General features: G+C 61.3%; 9 protein-coding genes. 7 read left to right on the top strand and 2 right to left on the bottom strand.

The annotated features are described in order from the left end of the window. Nucleotides 1-77 precede the first annotated feature (77 nt). The 3 genes from ONB25_00310 to ONB25_00300 are packed head-to-tail and all read left to right on the top strand — an operon-like array spanning nucleotide 78 to nucleotide 4,372. The gene (locus ONB25_00310; protein MDZ7391331.1) at nucleotides 78-1,091 is read left to right on the top strand and encodes a PorV/PorQ family protein; all 1,014 of its coding nucleotides are present in this window, start codon (nucleotides 78-80) and stop codon (nucleotides 1,089-1,091) included. Beyond that, a complete protein-coding gene (locus ONB25_00305; GenBank protein MDZ7391330.1) occupies nucleotides 1,088-1,855 on the top strand; it encodes a hypothetical protein in 768 nt (255 codons plus the stop codon). Before ONB25_00310 ends, ONB25_00305 begins: the two co-directional genes overlap by 4 nt. Then, complete coding sequence (locus ONB25_00300) at nucleotides 1,856-4,372, top strand: TonB-dependent receptor (GenBank protein MDZ7391329.1); 2,517 nt, start codon at nucleotides 1,856-1,858, stop codon at nucleotides 4,370-4,372. 257 nt (nucleotides 4,373-4,629) lie between these two features. Here ONB25_00300 and polX read toward each other — a convergent pair whose 3' ends face one another. Together polX and ONB25_00290 are read right to left on the bottom strand one after the other, a co-directional pair. Continuing rightward, nucleotides 4,630-6,351, bottom strand: coding sequence for a DNA polymerase/3'-5' exonuclease PolX (polX, locus tag ONB25_00295; GenBank protein MDZ7391328.1), 1,722 nt, complete (start codon nucleotides 6,349-6,351; stop codon nucleotides 4,630-4,632). An 82-nt stretch (nucleotides 6,352-6,433) separates the two neighbouring features. Then, nucleotides 6,434-7,453: an exo-alpha-sialidase gene (locus ONB25_00290; protein ID MDZ7391327.1), complete on the bottom strand. Its 1,020-nt coding sequence runs from the start codon at nucleotides 7,451-7,453 to the stop codon at nucleotides 6,434-6,436. Nucleotides 7,454-7,668: 215 nt separating this feature from the next. On the opposite strand from ONB25_00290, the gene ONB25_00285 reads away from it, so the two are divergent. The 4 genes from ONB25_00285 (at nucleotide 7,669) to ONB25_00270 (ending at nucleotide 15,152) form a co-directional block, all read left to right on the top strand. Further along, nucleotides 7,669-8,592 (top strand): NHL repeat-containing protein, encoded by a 924-nt coding sequence (locus tag ONB25_00285; GenBank protein MDZ7391326.1) that lies wholly within the window; start codon nucleotides 7,669-7,671, stop codon nucleotides 8,590-8,592. A 64-nt stretch (nucleotides 8,593-8,656) separates the two neighbouring features. Next, entirely contained in the window at nucleotides 8,657-12,016 is a 3,360-nt protein-coding gene (locus tag ONB25_00280) for a hypothetical protein (GenBank protein MDZ7391325.1), read from the top strand. Between the two features lie 187 nt (nucleotides 12,017-12,203). Further along, a complete protein-coding gene (locus ONB25_00275; GenBank protein ID MDZ7391324.1) occupies nucleotides 12,204-13,889 on the top strand; it encodes a BamA/TamA family outer membrane protein in 1,686 nt (561 codons plus the stop codon). A 234-nt stretch (nucleotides 13,890-14,123) separates the two neighbouring features. After that, nucleotides 14,124-15,152 carry a hypothetical protein gene (locus tag ONB25_00270; GenBank protein MDZ7391323.1) on the top strand — a complete coding sequence of 343 codons (1,029 nt, stop codon included), beginning with the start codon at nucleotides 14,124-14,126 and terminating at the stop codon, nucleotides 15,150-15,152. Nucleotides 15,153-15,762 lie beyond the last annotated feature (610 nt).

Genomic DNA, 15,762 nt, shown 5'->3' with positions numbered 1-15,762 from the left:
TGGGGAAGATCCGGTGCTATGCAATCGGTGCCGGCCCTGATGGAAAACCTCGTTCCCTTCGTAGGAGGGTGCCAGTGATGAAAAAGGTGTTGCTGATGCTCATCCTTGGGGGCGTAGCCGGAGTGCCACAGGCACAGGAGATCAGCCGCACAGGTACCTCGGCTGCCCAATTCCTCAAGCTGGGTGCGGGAGCGCGCGCGGCAGCCTTGGGTGATGCCTTTGTCGCCTTTTCCGGCGATGTGAGTAGCCTCTACTGGAACCCCGCGGGAGCGGCCGGCATGCAGCGCCGCACCTTGCAGGTCTCCTACGGCGCTCTATATCTGGATTTGAGTTATGGTTTCGTCGGCTACATTGAACCCTTAGGTGGGCTTGGTATTCTCGGTTTGCAGGCCTGTTACCTGCACGCGGGTGAGATGGAAATCACCACTCTCCAGGAGCCCAACGGCACAGGGGAATTCTATAACATTCACAGCCTGGCAATGGGGCTCAGCTACGCCCGAGCGCTCACGGACCGTTTGGCGGTGGGCATGACGGCCAAGTTTGTCCAGGAGGGCATCTACAACGAGACCGCCCAGGCTTTGGCCTTCGACGGCGGGGTGCAGTTCGCCACCGGGTTATTTGGCACCACCTTGGGCGTGTGTTTGTCCAACTTTGGTGGCAAGCTCCAAATGCATGGGGAGGACCTCTGGGTGGACTTGCCCACCGTGCCGGGGCAGGGGTATGGCGGCCAATATCAGCTCCGCACGGAGCGGTGGCCGTTGCCGGCCTCAATCCGCTTGGGCGCGATGACCGAGCTCCTTGGGCCGGGCGGCCAGCTGGCTACTAGCGCCAATGACCGTCTGCTTGTAGGCATTGACTTTGTTGATGCCAACGACGCCCCCATCAGGGCGAATCTGGGTGCCGAGTACTGCTGGCGGCAGCTTTTGGCGCTCCGCCTGGGCTACCATAGTGGCTACGACACGCCTCGCCTCAGCTTGGGCGGGGGCCTGCACTACCGTCTAAGCTCCTGGAGCTTGCAATTGGACTATGCCTTCGTGGACTACAAGGACCTAGGGGGGACGAACCGTTTCACTATCGGAGTGGCGTTTTGAAAAACCTTCGTCCATCGCCTGCCGTGCTCCTGGTGGCGCTGTTAGCCCTGACCTGCGAGGAGAAGATCCCTGAGGGCCCACCGCGCACCCAGGTACTCAAGGCCCATCTGTCTACCACCTTCGGACAGACCGCGTTCCCGCAGCCGCCTGATTTTGAGGACCGCTACAAGATGGACAAAGTGCCTGCAGAAGAAATGACCCTTCTCAGGCAATGGAAGGTGCTTTATCGCATAGCGGTAGAAAATGTCTTCGACGAGACCATCGACGGGACGAAGTGGATCAAGGTGACGCTGCGCATATGGCCGCGCGACGGAGGAGGATGGAGTAAGACGCTGACCTACGCGGACACCACAAGCACCGAGAGCCTGGTCATTCACCCCGGGCATACCTACGTCCTTTACACAGAAGACAAACTCATCTGGGACCAGACCAACTCGGAGGGCAAGTCCATCCATCGCTACGAGCCCTATCAACTCACAATAATCCTGAGCAGGACGGTGGACCGGATAGTGTTTGACCCTGAGACACGGGAAAAGAAGATCGTGCCATGGACTTATTGCCGGACCCTGCGCACCGTGACGCTGGACTCGCTCGTGGCCTTCGATCCACCTATTGTCGTGAGGGCAAAGGCCAGCGTGCAGCTGTTCCGCGAGTATCCCCCCATCGAGACGGATGAGATCGAAGTGACGATCTTCTACCTGTTCCCACACGGCATGACGCCCAAGTACTGGTGCGCGGAAGGCCCTGCATCGGCAGGAGGATGAATGCGCAGGCTTTGCGTGTTGCTCGTTGCACTGCAGTTGCTTCCCGCAGCAGGGCTGGTAGCGGGGACCACCGGGACGCTCACTGGCACTGTGGTGGACAAGAGTACCGGGGATCCTCTCGTGGGGGTGAACGTGGTGGTACTGGGTACTCCCTATGGTGCAGCCACGAACAGCGATGGCCGTTTCTTCGTCTACCACCTGCCGGCGGGCACCTACACGGTGCGGGTCACCATGATCGGCTACGTGCCCTGCGAGGTGCGTGACGTGCGGGTGGTGATGGACCTGAAGACAACCATTCACGTGGCTCTGGAGCCACAGGTCCTGGACCTTGGCCGGACGATCATTGCCACGGCGGAACGGCCTCTCATCCAGCGCGATGTCACCGGCAGCACGCACCTTGTGGCCGGGTCAAAGTTGGATGACCTGCCCGTAGACTCCTTCCGGGACCTGCTCACCCTCCAGCCCGGCGTGACCGCCGACGGTCACATTCGCGGCGGACGGGAGACAGAAGTGCTCTACTTGGTCGACGGCCTGCCCATTCAGGACGCAATGATGGGCGGCCAGAGTAGCGACCTGCCCAACGCCTCGGTGGTAGAAGTCACTGTCCAGACCGGAGGGTTCGATGCCGAATACGGCAACGCTATGTCCGGCATCGTCAACGTGGTCACTAAGAGCGGCACGGACCAGGCGCAAGCGTGGCTGCGCATGCTGGACGACCGGTTGGGCATCGAGGAATCCAACCACCTGCGCGAATATGAGGTCCTGGTGTCCGGGCCCTTGAAGAAAGAGCGAGCAACCTATTTTCTCAGCTCCAACCTCCGCTTGTCCGATACCCGGTGGTGGCAGGACATGGTGCCAGTATTCGGCTCTCCTATCGAGAGGAACCTGAACGTGGTGGGCAAGGTGAACGTGGACGTAACACCGGATGTGCGCACCATGTATCAGGTCCTCTATTCGGATTGGGATTGGCGCGACTACGAGTACCGCTGGCGCTACAACTTGGTGGGCTTGCCGCCGCGATGGAAGCAGTCCTATCGCCTGAGCGCGACATTCACGCACACGCCGACGCAGTGGCTCTTCTATACCCTGAGCCTGAGCCGCTATTTTGTCCACCACCGGATGGGCGAGGGTGACAAGACCCGAGTGGACCCTTCCCAGGGCTTTCAGTACGAACTGCCCTGGTACTACTTCATCATCTCCGGCAGGCGGCTCTGGTGGCAGGAAGCGCGCCAAACGACTTACATCGCCAAGGCCGACCTCACCGCCCAGCTTGGCGAGATTCACCAGATCAAGTGCGGAGGCGAGCTCCAGTACTTCGACCTCTACAATGACCTGGTCAAATACGAACCGCAGAAGACCTTCTGGGGCCGGCCTCTGATCGATCGTCCGCTCCTGAATTTCAGCAGTACATACCGTTACCGCCCTTGGCAGGCGGCCTTCTATGTGCAGGACAAGATCGACAACGGAATCTTTGTCGCCAATGTGGGCGTGCGCTACGATGTACTCAATCCACGCGCCGAACGTCCCGTGGTGGAGTGGATCCCTGTCACCCAGGAGGAGTTTCGGCAGGAGGTGAAAGCCTGGGTGCCGGCCTCGGTGAAGCATCAACTCTCGCCGCGCGTGGGCCTTTCCTTCCCGGTGGGTACCTCGGGGTTTTTCTTTGTGAATTTTGGCTACTTCTTCCAGGTGCCCCTTTTTGACTACATGTACACCGGCTTGCATTTTGACCTCAAGAAGGGCATTCGCCTGCTTTACGGCAATCCGGATCTGAAGCCCGAGCGCACCAAGGCCTACGAGTTCAGCTACAAGCACGCCGTGCTCGAGGAGATGGTGCTGTCGCTGACCTACTTCCAGAAGGAGATGACTGGGTTGGTGGACACCAAAACCTTTTTGGCTACCGACTCAAAGGCAGAGGACGACGGTTTTACCCAATACGTGAACCTGCCGGCAGCGCGTTCCAGCGGTCTTGAGGCGGTGGTGGAAAAGCGCTACAGCTCCTACTGCTCTGGCAAGATCAGCTACACCTACATGATCGCGCGCGGCTACAGTGGCAACGCGGAACAGGGGTTGAACTACTTCATGTGGGGCTTTGAAGTGCCGAACCAGGAGTACTACCTGAGCTGGGACCAGCGGCATACACTGGTTGTGGAGGGATTCGTGGGCAAGCCACGCAACTGGGGGATCAATGTAGTATGGCGCTGGAACTCGCCGCGGCCTTATACCTACTACCCCTCCCGCACCGGCATTCTGCCTGACCTCTCCACTAAACTCACCCCCAACAACCGGCGCATGCAAGAGGTGTCTTACCTGGACGTCAAGTTCTCCAAGGACCTTCGCCTTGCCGGTTGGGCGACGTTGAGCTGTTACCTTGACGTGCGCAACATTTTGGACCGCGCCAACATCTTGTGGGTGGCCTCGGATGGCAAGCCAGGTGGTGAGCTGGGCGATCCCAGTGCCTGGGACGTGGGCAGACGAGTGAACTTGGGCCTGCGGGTCGTGTTCGGAAAGCAGAGATAAAGACTGGGCTAGCCAGGGGAACCATCGCTCTTACCACGCCGCCCAGCCTTTGAGGCGCTCACCGCTGATAGACGCTGATGGTGAGCCAATGTTGCCCCAGGCAAAAGTCCGAGACTGTCTCGAACAGGCCTGCAGGGTGGCGAACTCGTTTGCGAGGACCGAAACGAGTTGATCGCCGAAGATCAGCGGTTGTATGGTTTGCCAGAAGCGAGGCGCTCCCTCCTACCCATCTGCGGGAGGGCGCGAACGCTTCTCCGCTACCTCTTCAACCACCCCATCAGCTCCCCCAGTGCCATGCAGTTCAGCACATCCTGTGGCTCCAGCCAGCCGCGGCGGGCAGTGGCAAGGCCGTAGGCCATCCATTCCAAGTTCCCCTGGCGATGCGCATCCGTGGAGATGGCCACCTTCACGCCCTTGTCCTTGGCCTTCCTGCAGTGGAGGTCAGAGAGGTCCAGTCGTTCGGGGTAAGCGTTGAGCTCTAAGGCCTTGCCGTTGGCGCGGCAGGCGTCGATGAGGCGGTCGATGTCCACCTGGTAGGCCTCCCTGCGCCCGATGAGGCGGCCGGTGGGGTGCGCGAGCACATCCACCACGGGATTTTCGATGGCGCGGACGATGCGTCGGGTCATCTCCTCGACGCTGAGGGTGAAGCGGGTGTGCACGGCCGCCACGACGATGTCCAGGCGGGCCAAAAGGTCCTCGGGCAGGTCCAGTGTGCCGTCCGGGCGGATGTCGACCTCGATGCCTTTTAGCAGGCGAAAGGGGTTACCTTCGGCGGCCAGGCGTTGGTTGAGAGCGTCGATTTCGGCCATCTGCGCCAGGAGCCGCTCCGGGGTCAGGCCATTGGTAATGCCCACGGTGGGCGAGTGGTCGCAGATGGCGAGGTAGGCGTAGCCTTTGCCCTGGGCGGCTGCAGCCATGGCTTCGATGGTGTCGGCCCCGTCTGTCCAGTCAGAGTGCACATGGAGGTCGCCGCGCAAGTCTTCCTGCGAAACTAGGCGCGGCAGACGTCCCTCGGCAGCGGCCTCGATCTCTCCCTGATCTTCCCGCAACTCGGGAGGAATCCACGGCAGCCCCACGGCGGCAAAAACCTCCTCCTCGGTTGCGCCGCCGACCAGCTCTTCGCCCCTGAATACCCCGTACTCGTTGATCTTCAGGCCGCGGTCCACGCCCAGCGAGCGGATGTGGATATTGTGCGCCTTGGAACCGGTGAAGTAGTGTTGCGCGGCGCCAAAGCTTTCGGGCGGCACCACGCGCACGTCCACCTGGAAGCCGTCTCTGGTGACCACGCTCGATTTGGTGCTTCCCTTGCTGAGCACCCTGTCGACTTCGGGCAGATGGGTGAACGCCTCCATCACCGGTTCCGGCTCTGTGGACGCCACGAGGATGTCCACGTCGGCAACCGTCTCCTTCATGCGCCGCAGTGAGCCGGCCAGCGAGGCCTGTTGTACCTCTTTCACCTCCAGCAGGCGCTCCACGATGGCCTTTGCCTGCGGAAGCACCAAGCCCAGCGGCATCCGCTCCTGGAAGCGGAGGACCTGGTCGATCCCTTCAAGGATTTTTTGCTCGGACTTTTCCCCCAAGCCAGGCAGTGCGCGGAGCCTCCCCTGCTCGGCAGCCTGCTTGAGTTGCTCAATGGTGCTCACCCCCAATTGGTCGTAGACCAGGCGGACGTGTTTTGGCCCCATGCCAGGGACGCGGAGAAGGTCCGTGAGCTTGGCATAGGGCGACTGCTTAAGTTCCTCGTAGTAGCGCAGGCTGCCGGTGGTGAGCAGCTCGGTAATCTTCTTGGCGATTGCCTCGCCAATGCCCGGTAACTCGCGCAGCTGTCCTGGGTCAGCAAGGGTACTCACCTCGTAGGTAAGACCCTCCAGAGTCTGGGCTGCCCGCACATAGGCCCGCACTTTGAAGGGATTCTCACCCTGGATGTCCAGAATGTCGGCGATGTGCAGCAGGATGCGCGCAATCTCGTGGTTCGTCATGGGCTCCTCCTGCTTCGTTGGGCAGCTGTCCTTAGTGCTCGGCTGTGGACAGGCCACATGAGAGCGGTTATGCCTCCGCTCTTCAAGTGGGCCTCTTCTGCACAAGTGGCACCTTCACTTGTGCCAGGTACACGGCCGCCTTTCCTTCATGGGAGGAGTAGTAACTCACCCACAGTGTGTCCTTGTACCAGACCAGACCTGGGTAGCTCGTATCGCCCCCTGAGGGGAGAGTGAGGCACTCGGTGAGCCTCCCCTGGCGGCGATCCACCCAACAGAGTGCGGTGCGCTGGCGCTCATCGTAGAGGCGCACAGCTGCCAGCAGTCGTCCGTCCGGAAGGCGCAGCATGTGCGGACCGCCGATCCGCGCACCAAGTGGCACCCAGCGCCAGTCGGTGTAGGGCGGTGCAGAGATGCCCAAAAGCCCTTGCTCAGGGTCCCGGCGCAACAAACACACCGCAGTGTCGTTCTCGACAAAGACAATGGATGTTTCGTTTGCATAGTCGCGGTCGTACAGCGTGGACACGAGGGTGCTAAACTCACGCCCGTCTCGACTGGTGTAGAGCCGTATGTTGTGACGGGCCCCACAGGAATAACCGATGCCGTAGCAGAGGCCCTTGTGCCAAGTGACGCGCCAGAGCCAGTAGTCTGGATCGGCCACCTTGGTTGGACCGCGCCACCGTCCGCCGTTGTCGGAAAACCAGACCATGGTTTCAAACGTGTGGGGCTCGGTTTGGCGACGGGCACCGGCAATGAGCATGAGAATTCCTTCAGGGGTGACTGAGAGCTTGCCGTCTCGCAGGTCTGCGCCTGGTACCTCCAAAACGGCCATGGAATTCCAGTGCCGCCCGTCCTTTGAGCTCAAAACGCGTAGGATTCCGTCGAAGGAGATGTGGTCCTCGCCCTCGCGACAGACGAGGTACCACCTACTACGGAAGCGGATGAGGTCGGTGAAGGCATTGTGGGGTGCTGTGTCCCAAATGCGCTGCACGCTCAGCAGTTGCACTTCCTTTTTGTCTGCCGCACTTCCGTGAGCGCCTCCCGAAAGGGCGCAGCAGATACAAACCAGGGAAACGAACACGCCGAGCCTGCGTACTCGTTTCATTGCCTTCCTCCGGCCCGAATACCAGAGTCCTCATAGGAGTTGTTCTGGCTGCTTCGCCACAATTTTATGCATTCTCGTGTTGAAAATCAAGAGAAATGGTTGCCCGTCTTGCCCACAGCGGGCAAAAACCTATTGACATTGTTCCGGCAATGGCGTATCTTTGCTACGAAGAAGTGCAGAGGCAGCGGTGACGCATGTGGAGGGGTGAGCTCGGTATGCGGTCTCTGATTGTCTGCGTGCTGGCCCTCAGTGCGGTAGTGGGCGAGGTGGATGGGCAGTCTCCCTCTGTGCTTGACCTGCGGCTGCTCTTTGCGTTTGGCAGCGAAGGCGACCAGGCCGGCCAATTCCGTAACCCCAGCGGCATTGCCATCGACCCGGAGGGCAATGTCTACATCGCCGATACCGGCAACAACCGGGTCCAGAAATTCGATCGGTACGGACGCTTTCTCAGGCAGGTAGGAGGCTTTGGCTGGGGGCGGGAGCAGTTCGATCGCCCGCTGGACGTCTGCGCCTCCACTGGCCTGGACGTGTTTGTGGCCGACTATAATAACGAGCGCATCGAACGCTACGACGCCCACCTGAACTACATTTCTTCCTTCTACTCTGACGACGCCAGCCCGGAGGGGCTCCGCTTCGGTTTTCCCCTGAGCGTGGCCATCTCCACGCACGGTGAGTTGTTCATCGTTGACGGCGAGAATCGGCGGCTGCTGAAGGTCAACTCTTTCGGTACGCCGGAGCTGAGCTTCGGCGACTTTCGCTGGGCGCAGGGGCGTCTGGAGCGCCCGGCGCAGGTGGCAGTCAGCGGCAAAGACCTGGTCTATGCCGCCGACGCAGGCGCCGGTCGAGTGTTAGTCTACGACTACTACGGGAACTTTGTCCGCGAGATCGGGGCCGGTGTGCTCCGGGAACCGGTTGGGGTGGCCGTCGACGTGCGGGGAAACGTGTGGGTAGCCGACAGCGGCAACGATCGGATCGTGGCATTCTCCACGGAAGGGCGGCTTTTAGGGCAGTGGGGCAGCAGTGGGGAAAAGTTGGGGGCCTTCAGGCGTCCCTCCGACGTGACGGTGAGGGCGGGATGGGTCTACGTGCTGGACGGGGGGAACTGTAGGGTGCAGGTCTTTGAAGTCCTCGGGCAATAACACGCGCCCCTCACGAGCTGCTGCATTACCCGCAGGCGGGCGGTGGGCACGCGGGCTCCTAGGGATGGCGCTTCTTCTCGCCATGGTGCAGTTGGGCCTAGCCCAGAGCACCACCCTGTTCGAAAAAGATGTGCTTCTGGTGGCAGATGGCACACGGCTTTCGTTCCCCTTGCCAGACAGCCTCATCGTGGCGGGAAGCGACTCGGTCTGGTTGGACGGACAACCTCTGCAGCGCGCGTTCGACTATCAGCTCGACTATGGCCCTGGTGTGCTTTATCTCCGCACCCTTCCCCATCAAGGCGCAGAAATCCGCCTGGTCTACAGGCGTTTCCCCTACGAGCTGCCGCGCACCTACCAGCGGCGGCCCCTGATTCGCTTGCCCGCAGACTCGGCGGCTCCTCCTCCGCTCCAGCACCCCCCTCCGACGCCGGAAACCTTTGGCGCTGAACTCCAGAAGAGCGGCAGCATCGTGCGTGGCATCACCATTGGCTCAAATCGCGGGCTGAAGGTGGACTCTGGGCTGCGCATGCAGGTCTCCGGCAAGGTCAGCGAAAATCTGGAGGTGGTCGCCTCGCTCACCGACCAAAACACCCCCATCCAGCCCGAGGGCAACACGCAGACCCTCCAGGAGATTGACAAGGTCTTTGTGGAGCTCAAGGGCCGCGATGTGCACGTGACCATGGGCGATTACTACTTGGAGCTTGCCGGACCAGAGTTTGCGCATTACGCGCGCAAGTTGCAGGGCGCCATGGCCACCGTACGTCGCGGTCCGGTCAGCGCCACTGCCTCAGGCGCCGTCTCCCGCGGGCAGTTCCGCACCCAGTACTTCTTGGGCCAGGAAGGGTATCAGGGGCCTTATCAGCTCAAAGGAGATCGTGGCCAGATCGACATCATCGTGCTGGCAGGCACCGAGAAGGTGTGGGTGGACGGCGAACTGATGGTGCGGGGCGAGAACAATGACTATGTGATCGACTACAGCAGCGCCCAGATCACGTTCACCCGGCGGCGCTTGATCACTGGCGACTCGCGCATTACCGTGGACTTTCAGTACTCTGACGAGCGCTTTCGGCGCAACATCTATGCGTTTCGCTCGACCGCCCAGCCATGGGCAGACAAGGTGCAAGTAGGGTTCAGCTACCTCCGCGAGGCGGATGACAAAGACAATCCCCTCGACTTTACCCTCACCGAGCAGCGGCTGGCCGTGCTCCGAGCAGCTGGCGATGACCCGGACAAGGCGTTCGAAGATGGCGCTACCTATGTGGGCCCAGGCAAAGGGCGCTACCTGCGCGATTCCTCGGGGGTCTTCCGTTACGTTGGGGCAGACTCCGGGGCTTACAACGTCTCCTTTTCTGACGTGGGTGAGGGCAAAGGCGACTATGCGTACGCAGGGGCTGGGGTCTATCGCTATGTGGGCCCAGGGGCGGGGCGCTATGCCCCGGTTGTGCTCCTGCCAACGGCCCGCAGCCACGATCTTTTCGGCGCGGATGTGAGCCTTGCCCCGCACCCTGCGGTGCGTCTCAGCGCCGAAGGAGCCATTAGCCGCCTGGACCGCAACAGCTATTCTCCTGTTGATGACGATGACAACCGCGGTCTGGCCTCCAGCTTCAGCCTCCAGCTCAAGCCGGAAAAACTCCGCCTGTTCGGCGCAACGCTAGGGAGCGGACAGCTGGTGGCCAAAGTCCGCCGCGTGGATGGGCGCTTTGCCGATATCGACCGGACGACCGCGGTAGAGTATGAACGGCGCTGGGACCTCCCCGATTCCCTCGGGCGCGAAGAGGTGGTCCAGGAGCTTCAGGGGCAGTACCTGCCATTCAGCGGCCTGGAGCTGCGTGGGGAATACGGGAACATCCGCAAGGGCTCGTCTTTTTCCGCACGCCGCTTTGGATTTCAATCGGCGCTGGCGAGGGCGCGTCTGCCCCGGACCGTTTACCGCGTGGAGTACATCGAACGCGACCAATCCTCTTGGAACCGCTCGGGGACCTGGCTGCGACAGCGTGGCACCGTGGACTACCAGTGGTGGAAGCTACACCCGATTGTGGGCTATGAGAACGAAATTCGCAGGGAAGAGGTAGCCGACACGCTGAACTCTGGCTTCCGCTTCGATGTGTACCAGGCTGGGGTGGAAGTGGTGGGCATGGGCAAGATGACCGGTGGCGTCAAGTTTTCCTACCGCGATGACCGCGATGTGCGTGCCGGAGCGTTTGTCCCCAAATCGGTGGCGGTCACGCAGACCTACCAATGGGCCTTGCAGCGCTGGCGAAGCCTTTCGGCAAGCGCCGAGTTCACGCACCGCGAACGCTCGTACGCCGATCCCCAGCTCAATGACCAGAAGACTGACCTGGCCGAAGTGAAGGCGACGTTCTCCCCCTGGCGCAGGGCGCTGAGCAGCGAATGGCACTATCAGGTGGCCAACACGGCCGTGGCCAAGAAGGAGCGCGTCTACATCAAAGTCAGCCCTGGCGATGGTACCTATCGCTTTGACCCGCAGCTAAACGAGTATGTGCCCGATCCCTTGGGCGACTATGTGCTGCGCACCTTCACCACCGAGCAGTTTGTGCCTGTGGTGGAGCTGCGGACCAGCGCCAAGATTCGCCTTGAACCGCGCCTCCTGCTGGCTCCAGGACCCATGCAGTCGACGTGGAAAGAACGCGCGCTTTCTGCCTTGGCAAGCGAGACCCTGGTGCGCATCGAGGAAAAGAGTCGGGAGTCCGACCCGTGGCAGATCTACCGTCTTAATCTGCGGCGTTTCCAGCGCGACGGGACCACGGTTGCGGGCCTGATCACGCTGCGCCAGGACCTGTTTGTACTCCAGCAGAGCCGCCTCTTCTCCCTCCGCCTCCGCTACCAAGGGCGAAAAGAAAAGAACAACCAGTACCTTGAGGGGGGGCAGGACCAGAGGCTGGAAGAGTGGTCCACCAGGGTAACCTCGCAGCTTGGCCCGCGCCTTGGGCTGCAGGTGGACGCGGCTCAGGAACGGAACACCCGTACTTTCCGCTTTGCCGGCAGGCAAAACCGCGACGTGCGCTCGCGCGGCGCCACAGTCGCTGTCTCCTATCGCCCCAAGCCGGCCCTGGAGCTGGCTCTCAAAGCTAAGGGTGCTGCGCAAGAAGACGTGGCCTTCTCGCCACCGACAAAGGCCCTGTTCGTATCCCTGCAGCCAGGCGCGGTCTATTCTCTGCCAGGCAAGGGGCAGATGCGGGCAGATGTGGAGTGGGTGCAGGTAGGCGTGGAGCCGGCCGGAAGGGTCATCCCTTATGAGGTGGCAGAAGGCAATCAGCCCGGGGCCACGCTGCGCTGGAACCTGGCGGTGGACTATCGGGTGAGCGAAAACGTGCGCGCCTCGCTCAGTTACTCCGGGCGGAGTGAACCCCAGAGGCCCGAGGCTCTGCATGTGGCTAAAGCCGAAGTGCGCGCTTTCTTCTGAGCACAGGATGGCAAGGTATTCCACAACTGCGATTCTCTTGGTTGTCGCGCGTGTATGGCTCGCACCATTGCCATGTCCGACCTGGGCCGGACAGAGTGCACTCGGTCGGGCTATTGGCACATGGGGGACAGGCGATACGACCCGAGCGACTGGCTCAACAGCCTTCCAGTCTGGATCGGCAAAAGTCGTGTCGATCCGCGTTATTGGCAGCCAACGTGTCTCCAATGAACTGGTGACGGAATGGCTGGGCTTGAGCCCGGGCTCTCTCTGGAATGAGCAGGTGGCGCACCAGCGGGCCCGTGCGGTCCTGGAGCACTACCGCCGCGAGGGCTATCCCTGGGCGCGGGTGGACTCGCTGACCGCGCGCTACACGACCGACGGCAGCGGCGTACAGGTGGAGCTCTGGGTACAGGAAGGCCCACTTGTCCGCACAGGCGATATCGTGCTTGCGGGAATCACCGATGAGTGGCGCCAGCGCCTGCTGGCCCGGTTCGATACCCGTCCTGGCCGCCCGTTCTCGGAAGAGGCGCTGCGTCGCGACATCCAGGAAGCCTTGGGCGAACTGGAGAACCAGGGGCGTCCTTTCGCCCGTATCCTCCTGGACAGTCTGAGTGTGCGCCCTGGCGAAGAGTCGCAGCTTTTGGATGTGCACCTGAGCGTCTACCCGGGACCGGAGGTGCGCGTGGAGGAGGTCCGTGTGCGCGGTGCGGTGACCACAAAGCATCAGGTGGTGACGCGCGCCGCAGGGCTCCGGCTAGGGCAGCTCTACAGCCAGCGGCAAATGGACCGCGTGCCTGTTCGCCTCAGGCGGCTGGGATTCATCGAGAGCACTGAGCCACCCATGCCGTTCATAACCGAAGAGGGACGTGGCGGAGTGCTTCTGACCGTGCGCGAGCGCAAGGCCAGCGCGATCGATGGAGTGCTGGGGTACAATCCCGCCACAGGGACACAAAAAGGGTATCTCACCGGCCTCTTAGACCTCTCATTGGGGAACATGTTCGGCACCGCACGGGCATTGCAGGCGCGGTGGCAAAAGCGCGACCAAAAGACCCAGGATCTCCACCTTACCTATCGTGAACCGTGGCTTTTAGGAACACCGCTCAGCCTAGAAGGGAGTTTCGAACAGCTGGTCCAGGATACGACCTACGTGCGCCGGGGCCTTGCCCTGGAGTTTTCACTGCCCGTGGCCGAATGGCTCAGCGCCCGGGTGCAGGTGGGGCGGAGCGAAGTCCTGCCGGACTCTTTGGCCACTGCCCTCATGGGCATGCCCCGCAGCCGCGCACTGTCGCTAGCGGCGGGCCTGGACTATGACACGCGCGACGACCAGCTGAACCCCAGGTCCGGCGTGCGCTACCAGACGGCGGTGTACCTGGACCGCAAGCGCCAGCACGCCTCAGATGCGTACCTGGCGCAGTACGGCCTCAAGCCACGCCTCGACAATCGGCGCGTGGTGATGGATGCCGAATTCTACCTGCAGCTCATGCGCTACCAGGTGATAGCCCTCGGCCTTCACGGACGACAGGTGACCAGCACCCAGGAGCGTATTCCGCTGGAGGATCAGTTCCGCTTTGGCGGCGCCCGTACCCTGCGCGGCTACCGCGAATACGAGTTCCGGGGAAGCAAGGTGGCCTGGGCGAATCTGGAGTACCGCTACCTGCTGGGGAGGCGCTCGCGGGCGTTTGTGTTTCTGGATGGGGGCTACTACTGGCGGGAGGATCAGCCGGATTATGTGAGCGAGGGGTACCGCATCGGCTATGGCTGTGGGGTGCGCATCGAGACTGGCTTGGGGATCGTGGGCGTGGACTTGGGCCTGGGCAAGGGGGACAGCCTCCTTGAGGCCAAGCTCCACGTGGGGCTGGTGAATGAATTTTGACGGAATGGGGGGCCGATTCCTCAAGTTTGTGTAGGCTTCTCCTCTTCGTCTCCCCGGACTTCGGTGCTCAAGGACTTCTTCCGCGGCGAGCCAGCGCGAGGCGACCACGTTGATTGCCCTGCGCCCGGGCCGTAGCAGAAAAGAGGTCGGGGATAGGGCCCTTGGAAAGCGAAGAGGAGGCGACCAAGCTCGCATTGGTTGAGAAAAAGCGCCACAGGCAAGAAAACAACGACCATGGCAACCATAGAGCGCTACGGCTACTACCTCTTCCTCGGGCTTGGGGACTTTGAGGGGCAGCCCCCTCTTGGACCGGAGTGGACCAGCACCTGGGACCTGTCAGCCTGGATGGAGAGGATTGACCGCTTGGTAGAGCTGGGCGCCAACACATTGTTTATCTACCTCCTCGGCCACCATCTGCCCTACCCCAGTAGCCGATTCCCCGCATGCGTAGAAGAGCAGCACCCTAACGTCAGGTCTGAGTTTTTCCATGAGGTGCTCGACCAGTGTGTGGAAAGGGACCTTTACCTTGTGGCCGTCTTTTCCACCACGGGGCACGCCAAGGCGTACACGGCACGTCACCCAGGGCTGGCCATCTGCGACCGAAGCGGGAATCCCCGGGTTGAATCTGGCATCATGTGTCACCACAAGGAGGGCGCGCGCCACTACTGCACGCAGGTTATCGACGAGTGCCTGGATCGATACCACGGGTTCTCAGGTGTGATTTTGCACCCTCCGGAGTTCTTGCAGCCATGCTTCTGCGAAGCCTGCCAAGAGAGTTATCGGCGCATCTACGGAGGAAGCCTGTGTGCAGCCAGCGAAGAAGCGGCCAAGGAATTCTTCATGGCCACGAATCTTTATTTCCAGCGCACTGTACTGGAAGCAAGGATCCGTCGACGGCTGCCAGAGGCCCGCATCATGACGTTTACCATCCCGTGGGTATTCAACAGGCATTTCGCGCAGATCGCGAAAGAGATCGATCCGGCGACGGTCATCGTGCACTGGGACTATGAGTTATCCGACGAACGTGTGGCGGCCCTTCCCTCCCGACTGAAGGAGTACCAGCAGTTTGGCCATGAGGTGTGGTTCATGCCAACCTCTGGTTTTGCCTTCTCACAGGAGCGCAGCCGGGCATCTCAGGCCAGGGCGGTGTTGCGGCAGGTGGAGGGAGCGCTAGATGCCGGCGTGAGGGGGATCGTCTACTTCATGGGGCCCAAGTGGTGGCCGACCGTTGAGGAGACGAGCTTTTTTCTTCACAGAAGGTAGAGGGCGCATCTGCGGTTGAGACCCCGGCAGGTGCTCTGTCAGCGTGTGAAGAGGGAAGCTCGAGGAAGGCAAAGTAGCCCAAGCTGGTCACCCGCCCTCCTGAGTGAGAACACCCGAGTGCAAGGAAAATATCCGGGGATAGCCTACCACAGGCTTAAGCATGCGCTGTGGGTGCGCCGGGTCTGCGCGCAAGCGTGGACGAAGCTCTGGGTGAGCACGTTGCTCGAGTTACAAGAACACGCCGAAACTGAACTCGCCTGAGGCTGGTAATAAAGGCTTGACCTCGGACTGGTCCAGGAATCTCGGGTACATGGAACACTCTGGGGAAGAGCGAGAAAGCAAAGCCTCAAAAATGATGTCCGACCGCAGGCATGGGTAACGTCCGGTCGCGCGCACATCCGTTCAGCAGACTAACACCGCACATAGCAGATAATTTTCTTGACTTTTTTTCCTGGTTTCTGTATCATATGGCACGAAAGGCAATGCACGCCTTCCGTAGATGGATGCGAAGAGGCAGAAGTACCCCGGGGAAAAGACGTTGCCTAACTTCCTTTCGAGCTCCCTGCACAGCGAACTTAACCGCATCGAGGGCCGGGCTGGAGGCACTGTG

The organism is candidate division KSB1 bacterium, from assembly GCA_034506335.1.
Classification (GTDB): domain Bacteria; phylum Zhuqueibacterota; class Zhuqueibacteria; order JANLFK01; family Oleimicrobiaceae; genus Oleimicrobium.
Note: the sequence above shows the minus strand (reverse complement) of the source record. Positions and strands in the feature narration are given on the sequence as shown.

What these genes read in the sequence shown, in the direction of transcription:
- ONB25_00280 (MDZ7391325.1), top strand. Translation starts at nt 8,657, where the DNA reads ATGGCGCTTCTTCTCGCCATGGTGCAGTTGGGCCTAGCCCAGAGCACC.
- ONB25_00310 (MDZ7391331.1), top strand. Translation starts at nt 78, where the DNA reads ATGAAAAAGGTGTTGCTGATGCTCATCCTTGGGGGCGTAGCCGGAGTG.
- polX (MDZ7391328.1), bottom strand. Translation starts at nt 6,351, where the DNA reads ATGACGAACCACGAGATTGCGCGCATCCTGCTGCACATCGCCGACATT.
- ONB25_00285 (MDZ7391326.1), top strand. Translation starts at nt 7,669, where the DNA reads ATGCGGTCTCTGATTGTCTGCGTGCTGGCCCTCAGTGCGGTAGTGGGC.
- ONB25_00300 (MDZ7391329.1), top strand. Translation starts at nt 1,856, where the DNA reads ATGCGCAGGCTTTGCGTGTTGCTCGTTGCACTGCAGTTGCTTCCCGCA.
- ONB25_00270 (MDZ7391323.1), top strand. Translation starts at nt 14,124, where the DNA reads ATGGCAACCATAGAGCGCTACGGCTACTACCTCTTCCTCGGGCTTGGG.
- ONB25_00290 (MDZ7391327.1), bottom strand. Translation starts at nt 7,453, where the DNA reads ATGAAACGAGTACGCAGGCTCGGCGTGTTCGTTTCCCTGGTTTGTATC.